At 53.3% G+C, this 25,054-nt stretch carries 20 protein-coding genes and 1 tRNA gene; 15 read left to right on the plus strand and 6 right to left on the minus strand.

The window, feature by feature from the left end; genetic code table 11:
* Positions 1-17: 17 nt before the first annotated feature.
* Genes ABR39_RS19155 through narI form a run of 4 tightly spaced genes read left to right on the plus strand, consistent with a single transcriptional unit; the run spans position 18 to position 6,677 of the window.
* A complete protein-coding gene (locus ABR39_RS19155) occupies positions 18-3,761 on the plus strand; it encodes a nitrate reductase subunit alpha (protein ID WP_047348230.1) in 3,744 nt (1,247 codons plus the stop codon).
* The gene (gene narH, locus ABR39_RS19160) at positions 3,758-5,293 is read left to right on the plus strand and encodes a nitrate reductase subunit beta (RefSeq protein WP_023335987.1); all 1,536 of its coding nucleotides are present in this window, start codon (positions 3,758-3,760) and stop codon (positions 5,291-5,293) included. Before ABR39_RS19155 ends, narH begins: the two co-directional genes overlap by 4 nt.
* Positions 5,290-6,000 (plus strand): nitrate reductase molybdenum cofactor assembly chaperone, encoded by a 711-nt coding sequence (narJ, locus tag ABR39_RS19165; protein WP_047348231.1) that lies wholly within the window; start codon positions 5,290-5,292, stop codon positions 5,998-6,000. Before narH ends, narJ begins: the two co-directional genes overlap by 4 nt.
* A complete protein-coding gene (gene narI / locus ABR39_RS19170; RefSeq protein WP_047348232.1) occupies positions 6,000-6,677 on the plus strand; it encodes a respiratory nitrate reductase subunit gamma in 678 nt (225 codons plus the stop codon). The genes narJ and narI overlap by 1 nt, the downstream gene beginning before the upstream one ends.
* On the opposite strand, the gene ABR39_RS19175 is transcribed toward narI, so the two are convergent.
* Entirely contained in the window at positions 6,674-7,570 is an 897-nt protein-coding gene (locus ABR39_RS19175; protein WP_047348233.1) for a DMT family transporter, read from the minus strand. The genes narI and ABR39_RS19175 overlap by 4 nt on opposite strands.
* Before the next feature lie 107 nt (positions 7,571-7,677).
* Here ABR39_RS19175 and ABR39_RS19180 point away from each other — a divergent pair, with 107 nt between their 5' ends.
* Positions 7,678-8,121, plus strand: coding sequence for an Lrp/AsnC family transcriptional regulator (locus tag ABR39_RS19180; RefSeq protein WP_047348234.1), 444 nt, complete (start codon positions 7,678-7,680; stop codon positions 8,119-8,121).
* Positions 8,122-8,205: 84 nt separating this feature from the next.
* On the opposite strand, the gene ABR39_RS19185 is transcribed toward ABR39_RS19180, so the two are convergent.
* The 3 genes from ABR39_RS19185 to ABR39_RS19195 all read right to left on the minus strand — a co-directional run bounded on the left by ABR39_RS19185 (position 8,206) and on the right by ABR39_RS19195 (position 9,794).
* Positions 8,206-8,290 (minus strand) — tRNA-Tyr (locus ABR39_RS19185).
* A 156-nt stretch (positions 8,291-8,446) separates the two neighbouring features.
* Positions 8,447-9,289, minus strand: coding sequence for a formyltetrahydrofolate deformylase (purU, locus tag ABR39_RS19190; protein ID WP_047348235.1), 843 nt, complete (start codon positions 9,287-9,289; stop codon positions 8,447-8,449).
* A 46-nt stretch (positions 9,290-9,335) separates the two neighbouring features.
* A complete protein-coding gene (locus ABR39_RS19195; protein ID WP_047348236.1) occupies positions 9,336-9,794 on the minus strand; it encodes a YchJ family protein in 459 nt (152 codons plus the stop codon).
* Between the two features lie 115 nt (positions 9,795-9,909).
* On the opposite strand from ABR39_RS19195, the gene rssA reads away from it, so the two are divergent.
* From rssA to galU, 3 genes are all read left to right on the plus strand, one after another.
* Positions 9,910-10,812: a patatin-like phospholipase RssA gene (rssA, locus tag ABR39_RS19200; protein WP_047348237.1), complete on the plus strand. Its 903-nt coding sequence runs from the start codon at positions 9,910-9,912 to the stop codon at positions 10,810-10,812.
* A 90-nt stretch (positions 10,813-10,902) separates the two neighbouring features.
* Positions 10,903-11,916, plus strand: coding sequence for a two-component system response regulator RssB (gene rssB / locus ABR39_RS19205; RefSeq protein ID WP_047348238.1), 1,014 nt, complete (start codon positions 10,903-10,905; stop codon positions 11,914-11,916).
* Between the two features lie 200 nt (positions 11,917-12,116).
* Entirely contained in the window at positions 12,117-13,025 is a 909-nt protein-coding gene (gene galU / locus ABR39_RS19210) for a UTP--glucose-1-phosphate uridylyltransferase GalU (protein ID WP_047348239.1), read from the plus strand.
* 201 nt (positions 13,026-13,226) lie between these two features.
* Here the strand turns inward: galU and hns are convergent, their stop codons facing one another.
* On the minus strand, positions 13,227-13,640 hold the full coding sequence (hns, locus tag ABR39_RS19215) for a histone-like nucleoid-structuring protein H-NS (protein ID WP_008502781.1): 414 nt from the start codon (positions 13,638-13,640) through the stop codon (positions 13,227-13,229).
* A gap of 549 nt (positions 13,641-14,189) precedes the next feature.
* On the opposite strand from hns, the gene tdk reads away from it, so the two are divergent.
* Entirely contained in the window at positions 14,190-14,804 is a 615-nt protein-coding gene (tdk, locus tag ABR39_RS19220; RefSeq protein WP_047348240.1) for a thymidine kinase, read from the plus strand.
* Positions 14,805-14,881: 77 nt separating this feature from the next.
* Here the strand turns inward: tdk and adhE are convergent, their stop codons facing one another.
* Positions 14,882-17,560, minus strand: coding sequence for a bifunctional acetaldehyde-CoA/alcohol dehydrogenase (gene adhE, locus ABR39_RS19225; RefSeq protein WP_047348241.1), 2,679 nt, complete (start codon positions 17,558-17,560; stop codon positions 14,882-14,884).
* A 478-nt stretch (positions 17,561-18,038) separates the two neighbouring features.
* On the opposite strand from adhE, the gene ABR39_RS19230 reads away from it, so the two are divergent.
* From ABR39_RS19230 to oppF, 6 genes are all read left to right on the plus strand, one after another.
* Positions 18,039-18,686: a YchE family NAAT transporter gene (locus ABR39_RS19230; protein ID WP_047348242.1), complete on the plus strand. Its 648-nt coding sequence runs from the start codon at positions 18,039-18,041 to the stop codon at positions 18,684-18,686.
* 770 nt (positions 18,687-19,456) lie between these two features.
* Positions 19,457-21,088: an oligopeptide ABC transporter substrate-binding protein OppA gene (oppA, locus tag ABR39_RS19235; RefSeq protein WP_047348243.1), complete on the plus strand. Its 1,632-nt coding sequence runs from the start codon at positions 19,457-19,459 to the stop codon at positions 21,086-21,088.
* An 84-nt stretch (positions 21,089-21,172) separates the two neighbouring features.
* Positions 21,173-22,093 carry an oligopeptide ABC transporter permease OppB gene (gene oppB / locus ABR39_RS19240; RefSeq protein ID WP_047348244.1) on the plus strand — a complete coding sequence of 307 codons (921 nt, stop codon included), beginning with the start codon at positions 21,173-21,175 and terminating at the stop codon, positions 22,091-22,093.
* Positions 22,094-22,107: 14 nt separating this feature from the next.
* The gene (oppC, locus tag ABR39_RS19245; RefSeq protein WP_047348245.1) at positions 22,108-23,016 is read left to right on the plus strand and encodes an oligopeptide ABC transporter permease OppC; all 909 of its coding nucleotides are present in this window, start codon (positions 22,108-22,110) and stop codon (positions 23,014-23,016) included.
* An 11-nt stretch (positions 23,017-23,027) separates the two neighbouring features.
* Positions 23,028-24,041 carry an ABC transporter ATP-binding protein gene (locus tag ABR39_RS19250; protein ID WP_047348246.1) on the plus strand — a complete coding sequence of 338 codons (1,014 nt, stop codon included), beginning with the start codon at positions 23,028-23,030 and terminating at the stop codon, positions 24,039-24,041.
* Complete coding sequence (gene oppF, locus ABR39_RS19255; protein WP_014832245.1) at positions 24,038-25,042, plus strand: murein tripeptide/oligopeptide ABC transporter ATP-binding protein OppF; 1,005 nt, start codon at positions 24,038-24,040, stop codon at positions 25,040-25,042. The genes ABR39_RS19250 and oppF overlap by 4 nt, the downstream gene beginning before the upstream one ends.
* Positions 25,043-25,054 lie beyond the last annotated feature (12 nt).

Raw genomic sequence — 25,054 nt, forward strand, 5'->3', positions numbered from 1 at the left:
CACACAGGAGATACCCGATGAGCAAATTTTTGGACCGGTTTCGCTACTTCAAACAGAAGGGTGAAACTTTTGCCGATGGGCACGGCCAGGTTCTGGATACCAACCGGGACTGGGAAGACGGTTACCGTCAGCGCTGGCAGCATGACAAAGTCGTTCGTTCAACCCACGGCGTGAACTGCACTGGCTCATGTAGCTGGAAGATTTTCGTTAAAAACGGTCTGGTGACATGGGAAATGCAGCAGACCGACTATCCCCGCACCCGCCCGGATATGCCAAACCACGAACCGCGCGGCTGCCCGCGCGGCGCCAGCTACTCCTGGTATCTCTACAGCGCTAACCGCCTCAAATACCCTCTGATGCGCAAGCGCCTGATGAAAATGTGGCGTGAAGCGAAGGTGCAGCACAGCGATCCGGTTGATGCCTGGGCGTCTATTATCGAAGACGCGGACAAAGCGAAAAGCTTCAAGCAGGCTCGCGGCCGCGGTGGCTTTGTACGTTCTTCCTGGAAAGAGGTGAACGAGCTGATTGCCGCCTCCAACGTCTACACCGTTAAAACCTACGGTCCTGACCGCGTGGCGGGCTTCTCGCCCATCCCGGCGATGTCGATGGTCTCTTACGCTTCCGGGGCGCGCTATCTGTCGCTTATCGGCGGTACTTGCCTGAGCTTCTACGACTGGTACTGCGACCTGCCGCCGGCGTCTCCACAGACCTGGGGCGAGCAGACCGACGTGCCGGAATCCGCTGACTGGTACAACTCCAGCTACATCATCGCCTGGGGCTCAAACGTGCCTCAGACCCGTACGCCGGACGCGCACTTCTTTACCGAAGTCCGTTACAAAGGCACCAAAACCGTGGCGGTCACCCCGGACTACGCTGAAATCGCCAAGCTGTGCGATCTGTGGCTGGCACCGAAACAGGGTACCGATGCCGCGATGGCGATGGCGATGGGCCACGTCATGCTGCGTGAGTTCCACCTTGATAAGCCAAGCCAGTACTTCACCGACTACGTCCGCCGCTATACCGACATGCCGATGCTGGTCATGCTCGAAGAGCGTGACGGTTACTATGCCGCTGGCCGCACGCTGCGCGCTGCCGATCTGGTGGATGCCCTGGGTCAGGAAAATAATCCTGAGTGGAAAACCGTCGCGTATAACAACAACGGCGAGCTGGTGGCGCCAAACGGCTCTATCGGCTTCCGCTGGGGCGAGAAGGGCAAGTGGAACCTTGAGCAGCGTAACGGCACGACCGGCGAAGAGACTGAACTGCGCCTGAGCATGCTGGGTAGCCAGGACGAAATCGCCGAGGTGGGCTTCCCATACTTCGGCGGCGAAGGTTCCGAGCACTTCAACAAGGTTGAGCTGCAGAACGTTCTGATGCATAAGCTGCCGGTAAAACGCCTGCAGCTGGCCGACGGCTCTACCGCGCTGGTTACCACCGTCTACGACCTGACCATGGCGAACTATGGCCTGGAACGCGGTCTGGGTGATGAAAACTGCGCAACCAGCTATGACGATGTGAAGGCCTACACTCCAGCCTGGGCAGAACAGATTACCGGCGTTCCTCGCGGGCATATTACCCGCATTGCACGTGAATTCGCTGAAAACGCCGACAAGACGCACGGCCGTTCGATGATCATCGTCGGTGCGGGTCTGAACCACTGGTATCACCTCGATATGAACTACCGTGGTCTGATCAACATGCTGATCTTCTGCGGCTGCGTTGGTCAGAGCGGCGGCGGCTGGGCGCACTACGTGGGCCAGGAAAAACTGCGTCCGCAGACCGGCTGGCAGCCGCTGGCGTTTGCCCTCGACTGGCAGCGCCCTGCACGCCACATGAACAGCACCTCCTACTTCTATAACCACTCCAGCCAGTGGCGCTATGAAACGGTCACCGCGCAGGAGCTGCTGTCGCCGATGGCGGATAAATCCCGCTACAGCGGCCACCTGATTGACTTCAACGTGCGCGCAGAGCGCATGGGCTGGCTGCCGTCTGCGCCTCAGCTGGGCACTAACCCGCTGCGCATCGCGGAAGAGGCGAAGAAGGCGGGCATGTCCCCGGTGGATTACACCGTTAAATCCCTCAAGGACGGCTCAATCCGTTTCGCGGCAGAACAGCCGGAAAACGGTAAAAACCATCCGCGTAACCTGTTTATCTGGCGCTCCAACCTGCTGGGCTCGTCCGGTAAAGGCCACGAGTACATGCTGAAATACCTTCTCGGTACCGAAAACGGTATCCAGGGTAAAGATCTCGGCAAGCAGGGCGGCGTGAAGCCGGAAGAGGTGGAGTGGAAAGACAACGGCCTCGACGGCAAGCTTGATCTGGTGGTGACGCTCGACTTCCGTCTCTCCAGCACCTGCCTGTACTCCGACATTGTGCTGCCAACCGCGACCTGGTACGAAAAAGACGATATGAATACCTCGGATATGCATCCGTTTATTCATCCGCTGTCTGCGGCCGTTGACCCGGCGTGGGAATCGAAAAGCGACTGGGATATCTACAAGGACATCGCGAAGAAATTCTCTGAAGTCTGCGTGGGACACCTCGGCAAAGAGACCGACGTGGTGACGCTGCCAATCCAGCACGACTCCGCTGCCGAACTGGCGCAGCCGCTGGACGTGAAGGACTGGAAAAAAGGCGAATGTGATCTGATCCCGGGCGTAACCGCGCCGCACATTATTCCAGTTGAACGTGATTACCCGGCAACGTACGAACGCTTTACCTCTATCGGCCCGCTGATGGAAAAAATCGGTAACGGCGGGAAGGGGATTGCCTGGAACACCCAGAGCGAAATGGATCTGCTGCGTAAGCTCAACTACACCAAAGCGGACGGCCCGGCGAAAGGCCAGCCAATGCTGAACACGGCGATTGATGCGGCAGAGATGATCCTGACCCTGGCACCGGAAACCAACGGCCACGTCGCGGTGAAAGCCTGGGCGGCGCTGAGCGAGTTTACCGGTCGTGACCATACGCACCTGGCGACGAATAAAGAGGAAGAGAAAATCCGCTTCCGCGATATTCAGGCGCAGCCGCGCAAGATTATCTCCAGCCCGACCTGGTCTGGCCTGGAAGATGAACATGTGTCTTATAACGCCGGCTACACCAACGTTCACGAGCTGATCCCATGGCGCACCCTGTCCGGTCGTCAGTCGCTGTATCAGGATCACCAGTGGATGCGCGACTTCGGTGAAAGCCTGCTGGTGTACCGTCCGCCAATTGACACCCGCTCCGTGAAAGCTGTGATGGGGGCGAAATCGAACGGTAACCCTGAGAAGGCGCTGAACTTCCTGACGCCGCACCAGAAGTGGGGTATCCACTCCACCTACAGCGACAACCTGCTGATGCTGACCCTGTCGCGCGGTGGTCCGATTGTCTGGATGAGCGAAACGGATGCCAAAGATCTGGGTATTGAAGATAACGACTGGATCGAAGTGTTCAACAGCAACGGTGCCCTGACGGCACGTGCTGTGGTGAGCCAGCGCGTACCGGCCGGGATGACGATGATGTACCACGCGCAGGAACGTATCGTTAACCTGCCGGGGTCAGAGATCACCGAGCAGCGCGGCGGGATCCACAACTCCGTGACCCGTATTACGCCGAAGCCTACCCATATGATCGGTGGCTATGCGCAGCTGGCCTACGGCTTTAACTACTACGGCACCGTAGGATCGAACCGCGATGAGTTCGTGGTGGTACGTAAGATGAAGAATATTAACTGGTTAGACGGCGAAGGTAATGACCAGGTACAGGAGAGCGTAAAATGAAAATTCGTTCACAAGTCGGCATGGTGCTGAATCTGGATAAATGCATCGGCTGTCATACCTGCTCGGTCACCTGTAAAAACGTCTGGACCAGCCGTGAAGGTATGGAGTACGCCTGGTTCAACAACGTGGAAAGCAAGCCGGGCACCGGCTTCCCGACCGACTGGGAAAACCAGGAGAAGTGGAAGGGCGGCTGGATCCGTAAAATCAACGGCAAGCTGCAGCCGCGCATGGGTAACCGTGCGATGCTGCTTGGTAAAATCTTCGCTAACCCGCATCTGCCGGGCATCGATGATTACTACGAGCCGTTTGACTACGACTATCAGAACCTGCACAACGCGCCGGAAAGCAAACACCAGCCAATTGCTCGTCCTCGCTCGCTGATCACCGGTCAGCGCATGGACAAAATTACCAGCGGTCCAAACTGGGAAGAGATTCTGGGCGGCGAGTTCGAAAAACGCGCCAAAGACCAGAACTTCGAGAACATGCAGAAGGCGATGTACGGCCAGTTCGAAAACACCTTCATGATGTATCTGCCGCGCCTGTGCGAGCACTGCCTCAACCCGGCGTGCGTGGCGACCTGCCCGAGCGGCGCCATCTACAAGCGTGAAGAAGACGGCATCGTCCTGATCGACCAGGACAAGTGCCGCGGCTGGCGTATGTGCATCACCGGCTGCCCGTACAAAAAAATCTACTTCAACTGGAAGAGCGGCAAGTCTGAGAAGTGCATCTTCTGCTACCCGCGCATTGAAGCCGGTATGCCGACCGTCTGCTCCGAGAGCTGCGTAGGCCGTATCCGCTACCTCGGCGTGCTGCTGTACGACGCGGACGCGATTGAAAATGCCGCGAGCACCGAGCACGAGAAAGATCTGTATCAGCGTCAGCTGGACGTGTTCCTCGATCCGAACGATCCGAAAGTGATTGAGCAGGCGCTGAAGGATGGCATTCCGCAGAGCGTCATTGACGCCGCGCAGCAGTCTCCGGTGTACAAAATGGCGATGGACTGGAAGCTGGCTCTGCCGCTGCACCCGGAATACCGCACGCTGCCGATGGTCTGGTACGTGCCGCCTCTGTCACCGATTCAGTCAGCCGCGGATGCGGGCGAGCTGGGCAGCAACGGCATTCTGCCGGACGTGGAAAGCCTGCGTATTCCGGTTCAGTACCTGGCAAACCTGCTGACCGCAGGCGATACCCAGCCGGTACTGCTGGCGCTGAAGCGTATGCTGGCGATGCGCCACTTCAAGCGTGCCGAAACCGTGGACGGCGTGACCGATACCCGCGCGCTGGAAGAGGTCGGACTGACCGAAGCGCAGGCGCAGGAGATGTACCGCTACCTGGCGATTGCCAACTACGAAGACCGTTTCGTAGTGCCGAGCAGCCACCGTGAGCTGGCCCGCGAAGCCTTCCCGGAGAAAAACGGCTGTGGCTTTACCTTTGGCGACGGCTGCCACGGGTCAGACAGCAAATTCAACCTGTTCAACAGCCGCCGCATCGACGCCATGGATGTGACCAGTAAAACGGAGCCGCACTCATGATTGAACTCGTCATTGTTTCGCGTCTGCTCGAGTACCCGGATGCTGCGCTTGCGCAGCATCAGCAGGAGCTCTTTGATGCACTTGCGGCATCTGAAAACCTGGATAAAGAGGATGCCCAGCGGCTTGGCGTTTTCCTCCGCGACCTGTTAGCGCGCGATCTTCTCGATGCGCAGGCGGACTACAGCCAGCTGTTTGACCGCGGTCGTGCAACCTCGTTGCTGCTGTTTGAACACGTTCACGGTGAGTCCCGTGACCGCGGTCAGGCAATGGTTGACCTGATGGCGCAGTACGAGCAGCACGGCCTGCAGCTCGACAGCCGCGAGCTGCCGGACCATCTGCCGCTCTATCTGGAATATCTGGCGCAGCTGCCGAAAGAGGAGGCGCTGGGTGGTCTGCAGGACATCGCGCCGATCCTGGCACTACTCGGCGCGCGTCTTCAGCAGCGCGAGAGCCGTTACGCGGTATTGTTCGATCTGCTGGTGAAGCTGGCCAACGCGTCGGTCGACAGCGAAAAAGTAGCGGAAAAGATTGCCGATGAGGCCCGCGACGATACTCCGCAAGCGCTGGATGCCGTCTGGGAAGAAGAGCAGGTGAAATTCTTTGCTGACCAGAACTGCGGCGAGTCTGAAATCTCTGCTCACCAGCGTCGTTTTGCCGGAGCCGTTGCCCCGCAATATTTGAATATCTCTAACGGAGGACAGCAATAATGCACTTCCTGAATATGTTCTTCTTTGACATCTACCCGTATATCGCGGGCACCGTGTTCCTGGTGGGAAGCTGGCTGCGTTATGACTACGGTCAGTATACCTGGCGCGCTGCCTCCAGCCAGATGCTGGATCGTAAAGGGATGCACGTGGGCTCTAACCTGTTTCACATCGGTATTCTGGGGATTTTTGCCGGCCACTTCCTCGGGATGCTGACGCCGCACTGGATGTACGAAGCGTGGTTGCCTATCGAGGTGAAGCAGAAGATGGCGATGATCGCCGGCGGTGCCTGCGGCGTGATGACCCTGGTCGGGGGGCTACTGCTGCTGAAACGTCGTCTGTTCAGCCCGCGGGTACGTGCAACCACAACCGGAGCGGACATCCTGATCCTCTCCCTGCTGATGGTGCAGTGCGCGCTGGGCCTGCTGACCATTCCGTTCTCCGCGCAGCATATGGACGGCAGCGAAATGATGAAGCTGGTCGGCTGGGCACAGTCCGTGGTGACCTTCCACGGCGGAGCATCTTCACACCTGGACGGCGTGGCGTTTATCTTCCGCGTTCACCTGGTGCTGGGGATGACGCTGTTCGTGCTGTTCCCGTTCTCTCGTCTGGTGCATATCTGGAGCGCGCCGGTGGAGTACCTGACGCGCAAGTACCAGATTGTACGCGCCCGTCGCTAATTTGCCGTTTTGATACCAACCCCGCACTCGCGGGGTTTTTTTTCGCCCCAGCCCAGGTTGTTGCCCGCTGCTGCAAACAGGATCAGCGCACCGCCCGCCAGCTGCGTCAGGTTCAGCGAGTGTCCGAATACCAGATTATCGACAATAATCGCCACCACCGGATAGATAAACGACAGCGAGCCGGTAATGGGCGTAGGCAGCTTTTGAATGGCGCTATAGAGCAGCTGATACATAATGCCGGTATGGACGATGCCCAGCGTCAGCAATATTGGCCAGGGAAAATCGCCGGAAAATGAGGGCATGCGGGCAAACGGCAGAAGCATCACAACGCCGGTCAGCACCTGAATAAAGGCAATATGATGCGGTGCAATCGACCTGAGTTTGCGGGCGATAATGGCCGTTACCGCATAGAAGAAGGCCGCGGCCATTGCCAGACCGATTCCGGCGAGCCAGTTAGCGCCGTGTGCCCCGGTTAACTCGCTTGAGAGCAAAATAACCACGCCGCCAAAGGCGAGGAACAGCCAGCCCCATTTTACCAGGCTGACGCGCTCGCCTAAAAACATCCCCATCAGAACCAGCATAAACGGCTGGGTGTTATATACCACGGTCGAAAGACCAATCGAGATCCGTTCATAGGCAGCGAAAAGCAGCAGCCAGTTCACCACTAATGCCACACCGCCAAGAATAGCCAGCAGCAGCGTCGCCCGGGTGAGGGGGCTAAAAGGCTTTGGGCTTATCCGGATAAAAATAAAAAGCGCCATTGCCCCGATAAGGCAGCGCCAGAACACCACTTCCGTCACTGGCAGACCGGAAAGTAATACAAACGCGCCGATAGAGCCGGAAATTAACATCGCCAGGCTCATCTGCCAGACGCCTTTATGGAAATCACGCATCATCCACCTCCTGATTAATAACGCTATTGTCGAAAATTGCTGACGGGTTTTACAGGGGTGATATAAGGTTGAATACGTTAATGGCTTTTTAAAATTAGGTGAAAGCGATGGAATACCTTCTTGATGATATCGACCGACAAATTTTGGCCTGTCTGGTCGAGGATGCGCGCATGTCCCTGAAGGTGCTCAGCGGGCGTATCGGTCTGACGTCACCCAGCACGGCAGAGCGCCTGAAAAGGCTGGAAGAGCGCGGCGTGATTCAGGGGTATGGCGCACGGGTGAATCTGGCGGCGTTAGGGTACACCCTTCAGGCGATGGTGCGCGTACGGCCGTTGCCGGGGCTGTTGCATAAGGTTGATAAGTATATTCAGGCGATGCCGGAGTGTATTGAGAGCGACAAAGTGACCGGTGAAGACTGTTTTGTTATCCGGCTGGTGGTGCGCTCAATTGAGCAACTGGATGTGCTGCTGGACGGACTGGCGGAACATGCCCAGTGCAATACGTCGATTGTGAAGAGTTCACCCGTGACGCGACGCTTGCCGCCGATGTAGCTGTCTGTTGCCGGGTGACGGCTGCGCCTTACCCGGCCTACGAAGGTGGACTCGGTTCGATTTTGTTATGATTTTTGAAAGTGATGGTGGTGGGGGAAGGATTCGAACCTTCGAAGTCGATGACGGCAGATTTACAGTCTGCTCCCTTTGGCCGCTCGGGAACCCCACCACGGGGTAATGCTATTTACTGGCCTGCTTCCTGCTGGAAGCGGGGCGCATCATATCAAATGAGACGCCCCTGTAAAGCATTCCTTTAGCGAAATGAAGCTGTTTGCCTGCTTTTTATCCGTAAAGGTGCAAAGCTAATCAATTCATTTCTCTGGGATTAAAGAATAATGGTTCTGTTGCCGTAAACGAATACCCGCTGCGCCAGCACCTGATAGAGCGCGCGGCTGAGTACGTTCTTCTCGACGTCACGTCCGGCGCGCATCATATCTTCAGCGGTGTAGGTATGATCCACATGAATCACGTCCTGCATGATGATAGGGCCTTCGTCCAGGTTGTCATTCACGTAGTGCGCGGTAGCACCGATGATCTTCACGCCGCGCTCGTACGCTTGGTGGTACGGGCGCGCGCCAATAAAGGCCGGCAGGAACGAGTGGTGAATGTTGATGATCTTGTTCGGGAAACGGGCAACGAAAGATGGCGTCAGCACGCGCATATATTTCGCCAGAACAACGTAGTCCGGGTTATGCGCTTCAATAGCCTGCGCCATCAGGTCGTCGTGTTCCTCACGGGTATGGCCTTCGTGGCTGACCAGCTCGAACGGAATATCAAAACGCTCGACCAGCGTGCGCAGCGTCTCGTGGTTGCCGATAACGGTAGCAATTTCGACGTCCAGACCACCGTAGTTTGCTTTCATCAGCAGGTCGCCAAGACAGTGTGCTTCTTTGGTCACCAGAATCACGACGCGGCGTCGGCCTGCGGGGGTCAGTTCGCGCACGGAACCTTCCGGCAGCGCGCTGTCCAGATCGGCAAGCAGGGTGTTGTCGTTGAAAATACCTTCCAGTTCGGTACGCATGAAGAAACGACCGGTACGGTGGTCAACGAACTCGTTGTTCTGCACGATATTCAGTTCATGTTTGTAGCAAATGTTGGTAATTCGTGCGATCAGTCCTTTTTGATCGGGACAGATGGTGCGCAGAACTTTACGTTGTAATGATTGCATCGCCGGGAAATCCTGTTTGTATTTGCGAAGTCTGGGTTGTCAGGCGTTACTGCCCGCAACACTTTTTAAATTTTTTACCTGAACCACAAGGGCAGGGATCGTTACGACCAAACTGTGGGCGCGTTCCGTCAATATAATACCATTGCCCGCTTTCCCGTAAGAACCGGGAACGTTCGATAATGGCTCCGGGCTTATTATTCTCACTAAAGCGGGCAACAAAGCTGACGTAGCCTTCATCTGCATGACTCCCGGTTGAGGATTCATAGACGGTAAGGCCAAGCCACTGCGTGTTCGCGAACCCGGCTTCAATGTCCCGTCTGAATTCGGCCGCGCGGCAGGACGGGTGCCAGGTTTTGATCAGGTAGTCTGCGTCTTTGATCACAAAAGCAGTGTACCGTGAACGCATGAGGTGTGACGGGTCTGGTGCAACCTGATCGCCAGAAAGATATCGCTGGCAACATAGGCTATACTCCAGAGCGCTACCACAAGGGCAGAGTTGAGACACGATTCTCTTCCTGGAACAAAAAAATAAGGGCGTAAAACGCTTCGGGTAGCACTATGTTAACTGAGGCGTTGCGTTGACGCTATGTCAGGAATCCAGGGGACGTAAAACAGGGCTAATGAGAAAGGTTAAAATTGGACTGGCGCTGGGCTCAGGTGCAGCCCGGGGATGGTCACACATCGGCGTGATTAATGCTTTAAATCAGATGGGTGTTGACGTCGATATCGTTGCAGGGTGTTCAATAGGATCGCTTGTCGGCTCCGCTTACGCGTGCGGGAAGCTGCCGGACCTCGAAACCTGGGTGCGCTCCTTCAGTTACTGGGACGTGCTTCGTCTGATGGACCTCTCATGGCAGCGCGGCGGGCTGTTGCGCGGCGAGCGCGTTTTTAACCAGTTCCGCCAGGTTATGCCTCTTGAAGACTTCACGGATTGTCACATGCCTTTCGGCGCCGTTGCGACGAACCTCAGCACGGGGCGCGAACTTTGGCTAACCGAAGGGGATATCCATCTTGCTGTGCGTGCCTCCTGCAGTATGCCGGGGTTAATGGCGCCTGTCCCACACAACGGTTACTGGCTGGTTGATGGTGGCGTCGTGAACCCGGTGCCCATCTCGCTCACGCGTGCAATGGGGGCAGACATCGTCATTGCCGTGGATCTGCAGCACGATGCCCACCTGATGCAACAGGACCTCATGCCGGTCAATCTCCAGAGCGAAGACGCAGAGGGTGAGAAACTGGCCTGGCATGAGCGCCTGCGCGGAAGAATCGGGCGTATGGCCGCGCGACGTTCGGTTGCGGCGCCCACGGCAATAGAAATCATGACCACGTCAATCCAGGTTCTTGAGAATCGCCTCAAGCGCAATCGTATGGCAGGCGATCCACCAGATATTCTTATTCAACCGTACTGTCCGCAAATCTCTACCCTTGATTTCCATCGGGCTGAGGCCGCCATCGCAGCGGGCTCGCTAGCCGTCGAAAAGAAAATGGACGAATTGTTGCCTTTTGTGCGAACAGCACGCTAAGCACTTTTTTTGATTACTTCAGCAAAATCTGACAGGCGATAGTGCCGATCGCATGCCACTATTTAGTTACTGTCAGCCAGGGGAGGAAACATGACGCAACCATTGGCCGGAAAACACATTTTGATTGTAGAAGACGAGCCCGTTTTCCGATCGCTACTGGATTCGTGGTTATCCTCACTGGGGGCAATCACCTCACTGGCTGAAGATGGCATCGACGCGCTGGAAAAAATGATCAGCATTACGCCCGATTTGATGATTTGCGACATTGCGATGCCGCGTATGAATGGGCTGAAGCTGGTTGAACATCTGCGTAACGAAGGCAACCAGACGCCGATTCTGGTGATATCTGCCACAGAGAATATGGCCGATATCGCTAAAGCGTTACGTCTTGGGGTGCAGGATATACTGCTTAAACCGGTTAAAGATCTGAACCGGTTGCGGGAAACGGTGTTAGCGTGCCTTTATCCGAATATGTTTAATTCCCGGGTAGAGGAAGAAGAGCGCCTTTTCCAGGACTGGGATGCCCTGGTAAGCGATCCGCCTGCCGCGGCGAAACTTTTGCAAGAGCTTCAGCCGCCCGTTCAGCAAACCATTTCACATTGCCGAATAAATTATCGCCAGCTGGTGGCCGCAGACCAGCCTGGACTGGTGCTGGATATTGCACCCCTCTCTGATTCCGATCTTGCGTTTTATTCACTCGATGTCACCCGGGCGGGAGATAATGGTGTATTAGCGGCGTTACTCCTTCGTGCACTATTTAATGGTTTACTGCAGGAACAGTTATCGCATCAGGGACAACGGCTGCCAGAGTTAGGCAGTTTGCTCAAACAGGTAAACCAGCTTTTTCGTCAGGCGAATTTACCCGGACAGTTCCCGCTGCTTGTCGGTTATTACCACAGCGGTTTAAAGAATCTTATCCTCGTTTCAGCCGGCCTCAATGCTTCACTGAATACCGGTGAACATCATATTGAGGTCAGTAACGGTGTGCCGCTTGGGACATTGGGGACGGCGTATCTTAATCAAATTAGCCATCGCTGTTCCTCCTGGCAGTGCCAAATTTGGGGTGCCGGGGGACGACTGCGCTTAATGTTGTCCACGGAATAAGCAAATGGATCGTAATTTTAAGATTGCTTTACCTGTGTTTTACGGGGAGTGCTACTATCGCTGCCCAGATTCATGCGTATTTATCCTAATTGATCGGCAACGCGTTCTTTTCAGACCCGGACTGTAGGGCGAGGCTGATATACTTAACGCGTTATTTATTGCATAAAAGTTCAAAACTTGAACAGCTCAGGAGAATTTGAATGGCTGCCCTAAATTCGAAAGTCAGAAAGGCCGTCATCCCGGTAGCGGGATTGGGGACCAGGATGTTACCAGCAACTAAGGCGATTCCGAAAGAAATGCTGCCTCTGGTTGATAAGCCATTAATCCAGTATGTCGTTAATGAATGTATCGCTGCCGGCATCACGGAAATTGTGCTGGTTACACATTCATCAAAAAACTCTATCGAAAACCATTTCGATACAAGCTTTGAACTTGAAGCCATGCTGGAAAAACGCGTTAAGCGTCAGCTGTTAGAAGAAGTTCAGTCTATTTGCCCTCCGCACGTCACCATTATGCAGGTTCGTCAGGGGCTGGCTAAAGGCCTGGGCCACGCTGTGCTTTGTGCACATCCTGTTGTGGGTGATGAGCCTGTGGCGGTTATTCTGCCTGACGTTATTCTGGACGAATACGAATCCGATCTTTCTCAGGATAATCTGGCTGAGATGATCAAACGTTTTGACGAAACAGGCAGCAGCCAGATCATGGTTGAGCCTGTAGAAGACGTGACGGCTTACGGTGTGGTTGATTGCAAAGGCGTTAACCTTAACCCGGGTGAAAGTGTGCCAATGATTGGCGTGGTAGAGAAGCCTAAAGCCGACGTAGCGCCTTCAAACCTGGCCGTAGTAGGTCGCTATGTCCTGAGCGCTGAAATCTGGCCTCTGCTTGCGAAAACGCCTCCAGGAGCAGGTGACGAGATCCAGCTGACTGATGCCATCGATATGCTGATCGAGAAAGAGACCGTTGAGGCTTACCATATGAAAGGTAAGAGCCATGACTGTGGTAATAAGCTCGGTTATATGCAGGCATTTGTTGAATATGGCATTCGCCACAATACCCTTGGCGAAGAATTTAAAGCCTGGCTCAAAGAGAGCGCAGGTATTAAGAAATAAGCCACGACAGCAGATGTTAGAAACCGGTGAGGCGTTGCCCACCGGTTTTTTTATGCCCATAACACACCGTAAGCCTGTCTGAAAGTAAGCGCCTTGAAATAGCTGAATAACGCTTTATGACAGAGTGTAAGGGGATGTTTGCGATAAATTTTGGTTAAAAAAAATCCCGCATTATGCGGGATTTTTCTGAATGCGGCGTGATTAATCCTTGATCAGGAAGTCATCCAGCTGTTTACCTTGCTCATCCATGGCTTTCTTGATAACAGCAGGAGTACGACCCTGGCCAGTCCAGGTTTTAGTTTCGCCGTTCTCGTCAACGTAGCTATATTTAGCAGGACGGGCAGCACGCTTAGCTTTAGTACCGGTTTTAGCTGCAGCCATGCTGTTCAGCAATTCATTTGGATCGATACCATCAGCAATCAGCATTTCACGATATTGCTGCAGTTTACGAGTACGCTCTTCGATTTCAGCAGCAGCAGCGCTTTCTTCTTCGCGACGTTCATTAACTACAACTTCTAATTTTTCCAGCATTTCTTCAAGCGTTTCGAGGGTGCATTCTCTTGCCTGCGCACGAAGAGTACGGATGTTGTTCAGAATTTTAAGTGCTTCGCTCATTGTAGTAATCTCAAACTTATAATGGGGGGTGGTTTGTTGACCTAATAATAGAGCCATAAATTCAGTTGTGCAATAGCCAGGAATGTAAGGAATTCAAAAAATACTAAATAATGCCGCTATTATTAATTACGCTAACTTAAATTTCATCACCCGACAGTCTCGCTTGTTATCACGTAAACCTGCTTAACCCGGTCGCTTGCATCTTTTTTTTGTGACATTTACCGCAGGAATTATAGTTGCGGTGGAGAAATATCAGCCTTTCGTATTAGTTCCCTTCAGTGATGTTAAGACAGAAATAGTTAATAAATAGTGAATTTTAATGAACGGTGATTCCACTATAAAAAGAAGTGTTATGTTTGGTGGAACTTATAACATATTGGCCTGGCAAAATGAGTTTACTTCCTGTTTTAACGGATTATTTTTGAAAACAGAAGGCCCGGATTTCTGCTGCGAACAGCATCCTGTGTGCGCTGTATCGCTGATGACCCGACAAAATATGGTACAATCAATCATCGGGAATATTACACATTGATTAGGGTTTTACGGCCAATGGCACAACTTTATTTCTACTATTCGGCAATGAATGCCGGGAAATCCACCGCGTTGCTGCAGTCCTCGTACAATTACCAGGAACGAGGGATGCGTACCGTTGTTTATACGGCTGAGATAGACGATCGCTTCGGTGCCGGGAAGGTGAGTTCCAGAATAGGCCTCTCGTCGCCTGCCAGGCTGTTTAACCCGAAAACTGACCTGTTTGAGGACATTCGCACAGCGCATGCCGCTCAGCCCATACACTGTGTCCTGGTGGATGAGAGCCAGTTCCTGACGCGTGAACAGGTGCATGCGCTATCAGAAGTGGTCGATGAGCTCGATATCCCCGTTCTTTGTTACGGGCTGCGCACGGATTTTCGCGGTGAGCTCTTTGCCGGGAGTCAGTATTTGCTTGCCTGGTCAGATAAGCTTGTTGAACTGAAAACGATCTGTTTTTGCGGCCGCAAAGCCAGTATGGTGCTTCGTCTCGACCAGGCCGGAAAACCTTATGCAGATGGTGAGCAGGTAGTGATAGGCGGTAATGAACGCTATGTTTCGGTCTGCCGTAAGCATTATAAAGAAGCGTTGTCTGTAGGCTCGCTGACGGCGATTCAGCACGACAACAGAAAGTAACGTCAGCTTTATTATTCGGATTATTCAGACATAAAAAAACCCGCCATACAGGCGGGTTTTTATTATTAGACTGTCAGTTAAGCGCTTTTCTTCGCTTTCTTGTCAGCTTTAATCACTGGAGCTTCTGTTTTCACAGCGGCAACGTCGTTTTCTTTGAACTCACGGCCGTAGAAGGTATCCAGCAGAATCTGTTTCAGCTCGGAGATCAGCGGGTAGCGCGGGTTAGCACCAGTACACTGGTCATCGAATGCATCTTCAGACAGCTTATCTACGTGAGCGAGGAAGTCAGCTTCCTGAACGCCTGCTTCGCGGATAGATTTAGGAATACCCAGTTCAGCTTTGAGGCTTTCAAGCCATGCCAGCAGTTTCTCAATCTTCGCCGCAGTACGGTCGCCCGGTGCGCTCAGACCAAGATGGTCAGCGATCTCAGCATAACGACGACGTGCTTGCGGACGGTCGTACTGGCTGAAAGCAGTCTGCTTAGTTGGGTTGTCGTTCGCGTTATAACGGATAACGTTGCTGATCAACAGGGCGTTCGCCAGACCGTGAGGAATGTGGAACTGTGAGCCCAGCTTGTGCGCCATTGAGTGACAAACACCCAGGAAGGCGTTGGCAAACGCGATACCGGCGATGGTTGCAGCACTGTGAACGCGTTCACGAGCAACCGGGTTTTTAGAGCCTTCGTTGTAAGATGCTGGCAGGTTTTCTTTCAGCAGCTTAAGCGCCTGCAGAGCCTGACCGTCAGAGAACTCAGACGCCAGGACAGAAACGTATGCTTCCAGGGCGTGAGTCACGGCATCCAGACCACCGAAGGCACACAGTGACTTAGGCATCTCCATGACCAGGTTCGCATCAACGATAGCCATGTCTGGAGTCAGCGCATAGTCAGCCAGTGGGTATTTCTGACCTGTTGCATCATCCGTTACAACCGCAAACGGTGTAACTTCTGAACCGGTACCGGAAGTGGTCGTTACCGCGATCATCTTCGCTTTCACGCCCATTTTCGGGAACTTGTAGATACGTTTACGGATGTCCATAAAGCGCAGCGCCAGTTCTTCGAAGTGGGTTTCCGGATGTTCGTACATAACCCACATGATTTTCGCAGCATCCATTGGGGAACCACCACCCAGGGCGATAATCACATCAGGTTTGAAGGAGTTAGCCAGCTCAGCACCTTTACGCACAACGCTCAGGGTAGGGTCAGCTTCAACTTCAAAGAACACTTCAGTTTCAACGCCAGCTGCTTTCAGCACAGAGGTGATCTGGTCAGCGTAGCCGTTGTTGAACAGGAAACGGTCAGTCACGATGAGCGCACGTTTGTGGCCATCAGTAATCACTTCATCCAGCGCGATTGGCAGAGAGCCACGGCGGAAGTAGATAGATTTCGGAAGTTTGTGCCACAACATGTTTTCAGCTCGCTTAGCAACGGTTTTCTTGTTGATCAGGTGTTTTGGACCAACGTTTTCAGAGATGGAGTTACCACCCCAGGAACCACAACCCAGAGTCAGGGAAGGTGCGAGTTTGAAGTTGTAAAGGTCACCGATACCACCCTGGGAAGCAGGGGTGTTGATCAGGATACGCGCAGTTTTCATCATCTGACCGAAGTGAGCGACGCGTTCTGGCTGGTTATCCTGGTCGGTGTACAGGCAAGACGTGTGACCGATACCGCCCATGGCAACCAGTTTCTCGGCTTTTTCTACCGCGTCTTCGAAATCTTTCGCACGGTACATTGCCAGCGTAGGAGACAGTTTTTCGTGTGCAAACGGCTCGCTTTCGTCGACAACTTTCACTTCACCGATCAGGATTTTGGTTGTTGCAGGAACGGTAAAGCCTGCAAGTTCTGCAATTTTGTATGCTGGCTGACCTACGATAGCGGCGTTCAGCGCGCCATTTTTCAGGATGATGTCCTGAACCGCTTTCAGCTCTTTGCCCTGCAGCAGGTAGCCGCCGTGGCTGGCGAAACGTTCACGAACGGCGTCGTAAACGGAGTCTACAACCACAACAGACTGTTCGGATGCACAGATTACGCCGTTATCGAAGGTTTTAGACATCAGTACGGAAGCAACAGCACGTTTGATGTCAGCAGTTTCGTCGATAACAACAGGAGTGTTACCTGCACCCACACCGATAGCCGGTTTACCGGAGCTGTATGCGGCTTTAACCATGCCAGGACCACCGGTCGCCAGGATCAGGTTAATATCCGGGTGATGCATCAGCGCGTTGGACAGCTCTACAGAAGGTTGGTCGATCCAGCCAATCAGGTCTTTTGGTGCGCCGGCAGCAATAGCGGCCTGCAGGACGATATCCGCAGCTTTGTTGGTCGCGTCTTTCGCACGTGGGTGTGGAGAGAAGATGATTGCGTTACGGGTCTTCAGGCTAATCAGCGATTTGAAGATAGCAGTAGAGGTTGGGTTCGTTGTCGGAACAATACCGCAGATAATGCCGATAGGTTCAGCGATGGTGATAGTACCGAAGGTGTCGTCTTCAGACAGCACGCCACAGGTTTTCTCATCTTTATAGGCGTTGTAGATATACTCTGAAGCAAAGTGGTTTTTGATCACTTTATCTTCAACGATACCCATGCCGGATTCGGCAACGGCCATTTTAGCGAGAGGGATTCGAGCATCTGCAGCAGCCAGTGCGGCCGCGCGGAAGATTTTATCAACCTGTTCTTGGGTGAAATTGGCATATTCACGCTGGGCTTTTTTAACGCGCTCGACGAGGGCGTTCAGTTCAGCGATATTAGTAACAGCCATAATGCTCTCCTGATAATGTTTAAACTCTTTTAGTAAACCAGCGCTCGATACGTCACTCAGTATAGTCAGAGCCGATACCACTTGCGTAACACAAAGTAAAACAAAGAGTTACTTTCTGCTTCAGCACACTAATTTACTAAAAGAGCCTTACCTTAGCATCATCCATTTTTGTCAGGCGATCTCCCTGGGGGCGTAACCAAGATTACTCACTTCTGAGTACGGAAATCATGATCTGCATCAATTTTTCCCCAAGCTGATACCTTTCAGCAGGGTTATTTCGTTGTGATTTTTCCAGTGTTAAATAATTACGTAAGTATTGGAAGCGGCGCTATCATTGATTATACATATGTTTAACATCCTGAAATGATAACGTTTTGGCACAGATTTCAAGTGAAGTATGCTGATAAAAAGGGTATCTTCAGCGCGATTTCTCATGACAAATTCTCAGTCCCGGGCATATGTATAAGCGGAGCAAAACGTGATCCAAACGCTCTTTGATTTTCCAACGTATTTCAAATTTTTTATTGGTTTGTTTGCCCTGGTCAACCCGGTGGGGATCATTCCTGTCTTTATTAGTATGACGAGTTACCAGACGGCAGCGGCCAGGAATAAGACCAATCTCACCGCTAACCTGTCTGTGGCGGTCATATTGCTGACCTCCCTTTTTCTGGGGGATGCCATTCTTCAGCTCTTCGGCATTTCGATCGATTCTTTCCGCATCGCGGGTGGGATCCTGGTGGTGACTATCGCCATGTCCATGATCAGCGGGAAGCTGGGTGAGGATAAACAGAACAAGCAGGAGAAATCAGAAACCGCCATCCGGGAAAGCATCGGCGTGGTGCCGCTGGCATTACCGCTCATGGCCGGTCCTGGCGCTATCAGTTCAACCATTGTCTGGGGCACGCGTTACCATAGCCTGATGCATCTGATTGGTTTTTCAGTCGCCATCGCTCTTTTCGCGCTCTGTTGTTGGGGAGTATTCCGCATGGCACCGTGGCTGGTGCGCCTGCTGGGGCAGACGGGCATTAACGTCATTACGCGTATCATGGGCCTGCTGCTGATGGCGTTAGGGATAGAATTTATTGTCACGGGGATTAAAAGCATTTTCCCCGGCTTGTTACACTAATATTTCATATGAAAGAACGGAGCGACGGCTCCGTTTTTTTACGTGATTATCAGCAAATCATATAACTTAAGTTGAAATGCTCACATATCATAATAAATTCTACTAATAATGTTCATCTCTTGTATTTCAATAAGTTATTAATTCCGCCTCAACCCGCCTGCACATAAAACCTTCGATCGCTCTGTTATTTTACTCACATGATACTCTGGGGCTTGCTGAGAGATAACCGAAATGATATTAGTAATTTCAACATTCCCTTAGATGAATGTGCTAAATAATAACCAGTTGTTAAATTTTTGTACAAAACCACCCGATGATGGCGCAGCGACGCGCTTATAGAGACAATTTTCTCTATCATATTGAATGTCATGTGTTTTTGATGGTGTTTGATGTCTGGCAGGGCTGCCCCCAAAGATACGGTGTTCACCGTAAAAGAGAATTGCTTAACAAATTTGCAAAATGTATTGGCGCGCGTTTACGCCATTTGATACTTTCCGGCCTAATATTTTGCAGCATAAAACAATCAGATGAGAATTATTTTCATATAGTTCTCTTCTCAGATATCCAGCACGGGTCTCAGACAGGGGAGGCCGGTGAAGAATCGACGCAAGACGGCCATACGAGCGGTCAGTAATAAAAAAGTCGGTGATAGCAAGCAGTAAAAGAAGAACCTGACAGCAGCAAAAAAAACTCCTGCGCTGTACAGGCCCCAACAGGGGATTACACAGCTGGCGAAGGCCAGTAATTATAATGAGTGGAGTACCAACACAATGTCCATCATCACAAAAAAAAATCTGGTAGCGGCGGGGATTTTAACTGCGCTAATCGCGGGCAACGCTGCAATGGCTGCGGACGTTCCTGCAGGAGTTCAACTGGCTGAGAAGCAGACGCTGGTTCGTAATAACGGTGCGGAAGTTCAGTCTCTTGACCCGCACAAAATTGAAGGTGTTCCTGAGTCTAACGTTAACCGCGACCTGTTCGAAGGCCTGCTGGTGACGGACGTAGACGGCCACCCAGCACCGGGTGTGGCAGAAAAATGGGAAAACAAAGATTTCAAAGTCTGGACCTTCCATCTGCGTAAAGATGCGAAATGGTCCGACGGTACCCCGGTTACGGCCGAAGATTTCGTTTATAGCTGGCAGCGCCTGGCGAACCCAAACACCGCCTCCCCGTATGCGAGCTACCTGCAATATGGCCACATCGCCAATATTGATGACATCATCGCGGGCAAAAAGCCGGTTACAGACCTGGGCGTAAAAGCGATTGATGCAAATACCTTTGAAGTGACGTTGAGCGAACCTGTTCCGTACTTCTATAAGCTGCTGGTTCACCCGTCCGTCTCTCCGGTACCGAAATCCGCAGTGGAAAAATTTGGCGAAAAATGGACGCAGCCTGCCAACATCGTGACCAACGGCGCCTATAAGCTGAAAGACTGGGTGGTTAACGAACGCATGGTTCTCGATCGTAACCCGCAGTATTGGGACAACGCGAAAACCGTGATTAATCAGGTGACCTACCTGCCAATCTCTTCCGAAGTGACTGACGTTAACCGCTACCGCAGCGGTGAAATCGACATGACCTATAACAACATGCCGATTGAACTGTTCCAGAAACTGAAAAAAGAGATCCCGAAAGAAGTTCACGTCGATCCGTACCTGTGCACCTATTACTACGAAATCAACAACCAGAAAGCACCGTTCACCGACGTGCGTGTACGTACTGCGCTGAAGCTGGCACTGGATCGCGATATTATCGTGAACAAAGTGAAAAACCAGGGCGATCTGCCAGCGTACAGCTATACCCCTCCATACACCGATGGTGCAAAACTGACTGCGCCAGAATGGTTCAAAGAAACGCAGGAACAGCGTAACGCAGAAGCGAAGAAACTGCTGGCCGAAGCGGGCTACACCGCTGACAAGCCGCTGACCTTCAGCCTGCTGTACAACACCTCCGATCTGCACAAAAAACTGGCTATCGCCGTTGCCTCAATCTGGAAAAAGAACCTGGGCGCAAACGTGAAGCTGGAAAACCAGGAGTGGAAGACCTTCCTCGACAGCCGTCATCAGGGCACCTTTGATGTGGCGCGTGCAGGCTGGTGTGCGGACTATAACGAACCGACCTCCTTCCTGAACACCATGCTGAGCGACAGCTCAAACAACACCGCGCACTATAAGAGCCCGGCGTTTGACAAGCTGATTTCTGACACGCTGAAAACCACTGACGAAGCGCAGCGTACCGAACTGTACTCTAAAGCTGAGCAGCAGCTGGATAAAGATTCCGCGATCGTTCCGGTTTACTACTACGTTAACGCCCGTCTGGTGAAACCGTGGGTAGGTGGGTATACCGGTAAAGACCCGATGGATAATATCTACGTTAAAAACTTGTATATTATCAAGCATTAATGGCAATGAGTGGGGCGAGCATGCTCGCCCCACGGTGTCTAACCAACGTCACATTATATAGGCACACGCCAGAAGGTACGGGCAATGTTGAAATTTATCCTACGTCGCTGTCTTGAAGCGATTCCAACGCTTTTTATTCTAATTACGATTTCCTTCTTCATGATGCGTCTTGCACCGGGAAGTCCATTTACCGGTGAGCGTACGCTGCCGCCAGAAGTTATGGCGAATATCGAAGCGAAATACCATTTAAACGATCCTATCTCCACTCAGTACTTCAATTATCTGAAGCAACTGGCCCACGGTGATTTTGGACCGTCATTTAAATATAAAGACTATTCCGTTAACGACCTGGTGGCGTCCAGCTTCCCGGTTTCGGCAAAATTGGGTGCTGCGGCATTCATTCTGGCCGTCGTTTTCGGGGTCGCCGCTGGCGTTATCGCCGCGCTCAGACAAAATACCAAATGGGATTATGCCGTAATGGGAGTGGCGATGACCGGGGTAGTTATACCCAGCTTCGTTGTCGCGCCATTACTGGTAATGATATTTGCCATCACGCTGAAGTGGCTGCCTGGCGGCGGCTGGAACGGTGGGGCATTAAAGTTCATGATTTTGCCGATGGTGGCATTATCTCTGGCGTACATCGCCAGTATCGCGCGTATCACCCGTGGTTCAATGATCGAAGTGCTGCACTCGAACTTCATTCGTACCGCGCGCGCAAAAGGGCTGCCGATGCGCCGGATTATTTTCCGCCACGCGCTCAAGCCGGCGCTGTTGCCCGTGCTCTCCTACATGGGGCCTGCCTTCGTCGGGATCATCACCGGTTCAATGGTTATCGAAACGATCTACGGTCTGCCGGGCATTGGCCAGCTGTTTGTTAACGGTGCGCTCAACCGCGACTATTCGCTGGTGCTGAGTCTGACCATCCTCGTCGGTGCGCTGACCATTCTCTTTAACGCGATCGTCGATGTGCTGTATGCCGTCATCGATCCGAAAATCCGTTACTAACGCTGGAGCACGCCATGATGTTGAGTAAGAAAAACAGCGAGGCGCTGGAAAACTTCAGTGAAAAACTGGAAGTAGAAGGCCGTAGCCTCTGGCAGGACGCGCGCCGTCGCTTTATGCACAACCGTGCAGCGGTCGCCAGTCTGGTTGTTCTGGTGATTATCGCGCTGTTTGTGACCCTGGCGCCGATGCTGTCGCAGTTTACCTATTTCGACACCGACTGGGGCATGATGTCCAGCGCGCCGGATATGGAATCCGGCCACTATTTTGGCACGGACTCTTCCGGGCGCGATCTGCTGGTGCGCGTCGCTATCGGTGGCCGTATCTCGCTGATGGTCGGTATCGCAGCCGCGCTGGTGGCGGTAATACTGGGTACGCTTTACGGCTCACTTTCCGGCTATCTTGGCGGCAAAGTGGACTCGGTAATGATGCGTCTGCTGGAAATCCTGAACTCCTTCCCGTTTATGTTCTTCGTCATCCTGCTGGTGACCTTCTTCGGCCAGAACATCCTGCTGATCTTCGTGGCCATCGGGATGGTTTCCTGGCTGGACATGGCGCGTATTGTTCGCGGCCAGACGCTGAGCCTTAAACGTAAAGAGTTTATCGAGGCCGCGCAGGTAGGGGGCGTCTCTACCGGAAATATCGTGGTTCGTCATATCGTTCCCAACGTGCTGGGCGTGGTGGTGGTGTACGCCTCACTGCTGGTACCAAGCATGATTCTGTTTGAATCCTTCCTGAGCTTCCTCGGGCTGGGTACGCAAGAACCACTGAGCAGCTGGGGCGCGCTGCTGAGCGATGGCGCAAACTCAATGGAAGTCTCACCGTGGCTGCTGCTATACCCGGCGGGTTTCCTGGTCGTCACCCTGTTTTGTTTTAACTTTATCGGCGATGGCCTGCGTGATGCCCTCGACCCGAAAGACCGTTAAGGAGCGCCGTCATGACAATTATTGAAACGGCCACTGCGCCACAGGCGCAACAGCAGAGCAATCTTCTGCTGGACGTGAAAGACCTCCGCGTGACCTTTAAAACGCCGGACGGGGATGTTACCGCCGTCAACGATCTCAACTTCAACCTGCGTGCGGGCGAAACGCTGGGGATCGTCGGTGAATCCGGCTCGGGCAAATCCCAGACCGCCTTTGCGTTGATGGGGCTGCTGGCATCGAACGGCGTGATTGGGGGTTCCGCAAAATTCAACGGCCGTGAAATCCTCAACCTGCCGGAGCATGCGCTGAACAAGCTGCGCGCCGAACAGATCTCGATGATTTTCCAGGATCCGATGACCTCGCTTAACCCGTATATGCGCGTTGGCGAGCAGCTGATGGAAGTGCTTATGCTGCACAAAGGCCTGGGGAAAGCAGAGGCCTTTGAAGAGTCCGTTAAAATGCTGGATGCGGTGAAAATGCCGGAAGCGCGTAAGCGTATGCGCATGTTCCCGCACGAGTTCTCCGGCGGTATGCGTCAGCGCGTGATGATTGCGATGGCGCTGCTGTGCCGGCCAAAATTGCTGATTGCCGATGAACCCACCACCGCGCTGGACGTCACCGTTCAGGCGCAAATCATGACCCTGTTGAACGAGCTTAAGCGCGAGTTCAACACGGCGATTATCATGATCACCCACGATCTGGGCGTGGTTGCGGGCATTTGTGACAAAGTACTGGTGATGTATGCCGGTCGTACCATGGAATACGGAAACGCGCGCGATGTGTTTTATCAGCCTGCGCATCCGTATTCAATTGGCCTGCTGAATGCGGTCCCGCGTCTCGATGCGGAAGGGGAAGCGCTGCTCACTATTCCGGGCAACCCGCCAAACCTGCTGCGTCTGCCGAAAGGCTGTCCGTTCCAGCCGCGCTGTCCGCACGCGATGGAAATCTGCAACAGCGCACCGCCGCTGGAAGAGTTTGCACCAGGCCGTCTGCGCGCCTGCTTTAAGCCGCAGGAGGAGCTGGTATGAACGCATTAGATGAAAAACGCAACGTGCTGCTCGAAATCGCAGACCTTAAAGTGCATTTCGACATCAAAGACGGAAAACAGTGGTTCTGGCAACCGCCAAAGACGCTGAAAGCGGTGGATGGCGTGACGCTGCGCCTGTACGAAGGGGAAACCCTGGGCGTGGTGGGCGAATCCGGCTGCGGTAAATCGACCTTTGCGCGAGCGATTATCGGTCTGGTCAAAGCCACCGGCGGCAAGGTGGCCTGGCTGGGTAAAGATCTGCTGGGCATGAAGCCGGACGAGTGGCGCGACGTGCGCAGCGATATCCAGATGATATTCCAGGATCCGCTGGCGTCATTAAACCCGCGTATGACCATCGGTGAGATTATTGCCGAGCCGCTGCGTACCTATCATCCGAAGATGCCGCGTCAGGAAGTTCGCGATCGTGTTAAGGCGATGATGATGAAAGTGGGTCTGCTGCCTAACCTCATCAACCGCTATCCGCATGAATTCTCCGGCGGTCAGTGCCAGCGTATTGGTATTGCGCGCGCGCTGATCCTCGAGCCGAAGCTGATCATCTGTGATGAGCCGGTTTCCGCGCTGGACGTGTCCATTCAGGCTCAGGTCGTAAACCTGCTGCAAAAGCTGCAGCGTGAAATGGGGCTGTCGCTGATCTTCATTGCGCATGACCTGGCCGTAGTGAAACACATCTCTGACCGCGTACTGGTGATGTACCTGGGTCATGCCGTGGAGCTGGGCACCTACGATGAGGTGTACCACAACCCGCTGCACCCTTACACCAAAGCGCTGATGTCCGCGGTGCCGATTCCGGACCCCGATCTGGAAAAAAATAAAACGATTCAGCTTCTGGAAGGGGAATTGCCCTCGCCGATTAACCCGCCGTCGGGCTGCGTTTTCCGTACGCGATGCCCTCTGGCCGGGCCGGAGTGTGCGAAAACGCGACCGGTTCTGGAAGGCAGTTTCCGACATGCGGTTTCCTGCCTGAAAGTAGACCCGTTATAATCGCAAGGGCTG

This window comes from Enterobacter genomosp. O, from assembly GCF_001022965.1.
GTDB classification, from domain to species: domain Bacteria; phylum Pseudomonadota; class Gammaproteobacteria; order Enterobacterales; family Enterobacteriaceae; genus Enterobacter; species Enterobacter cloacae_L.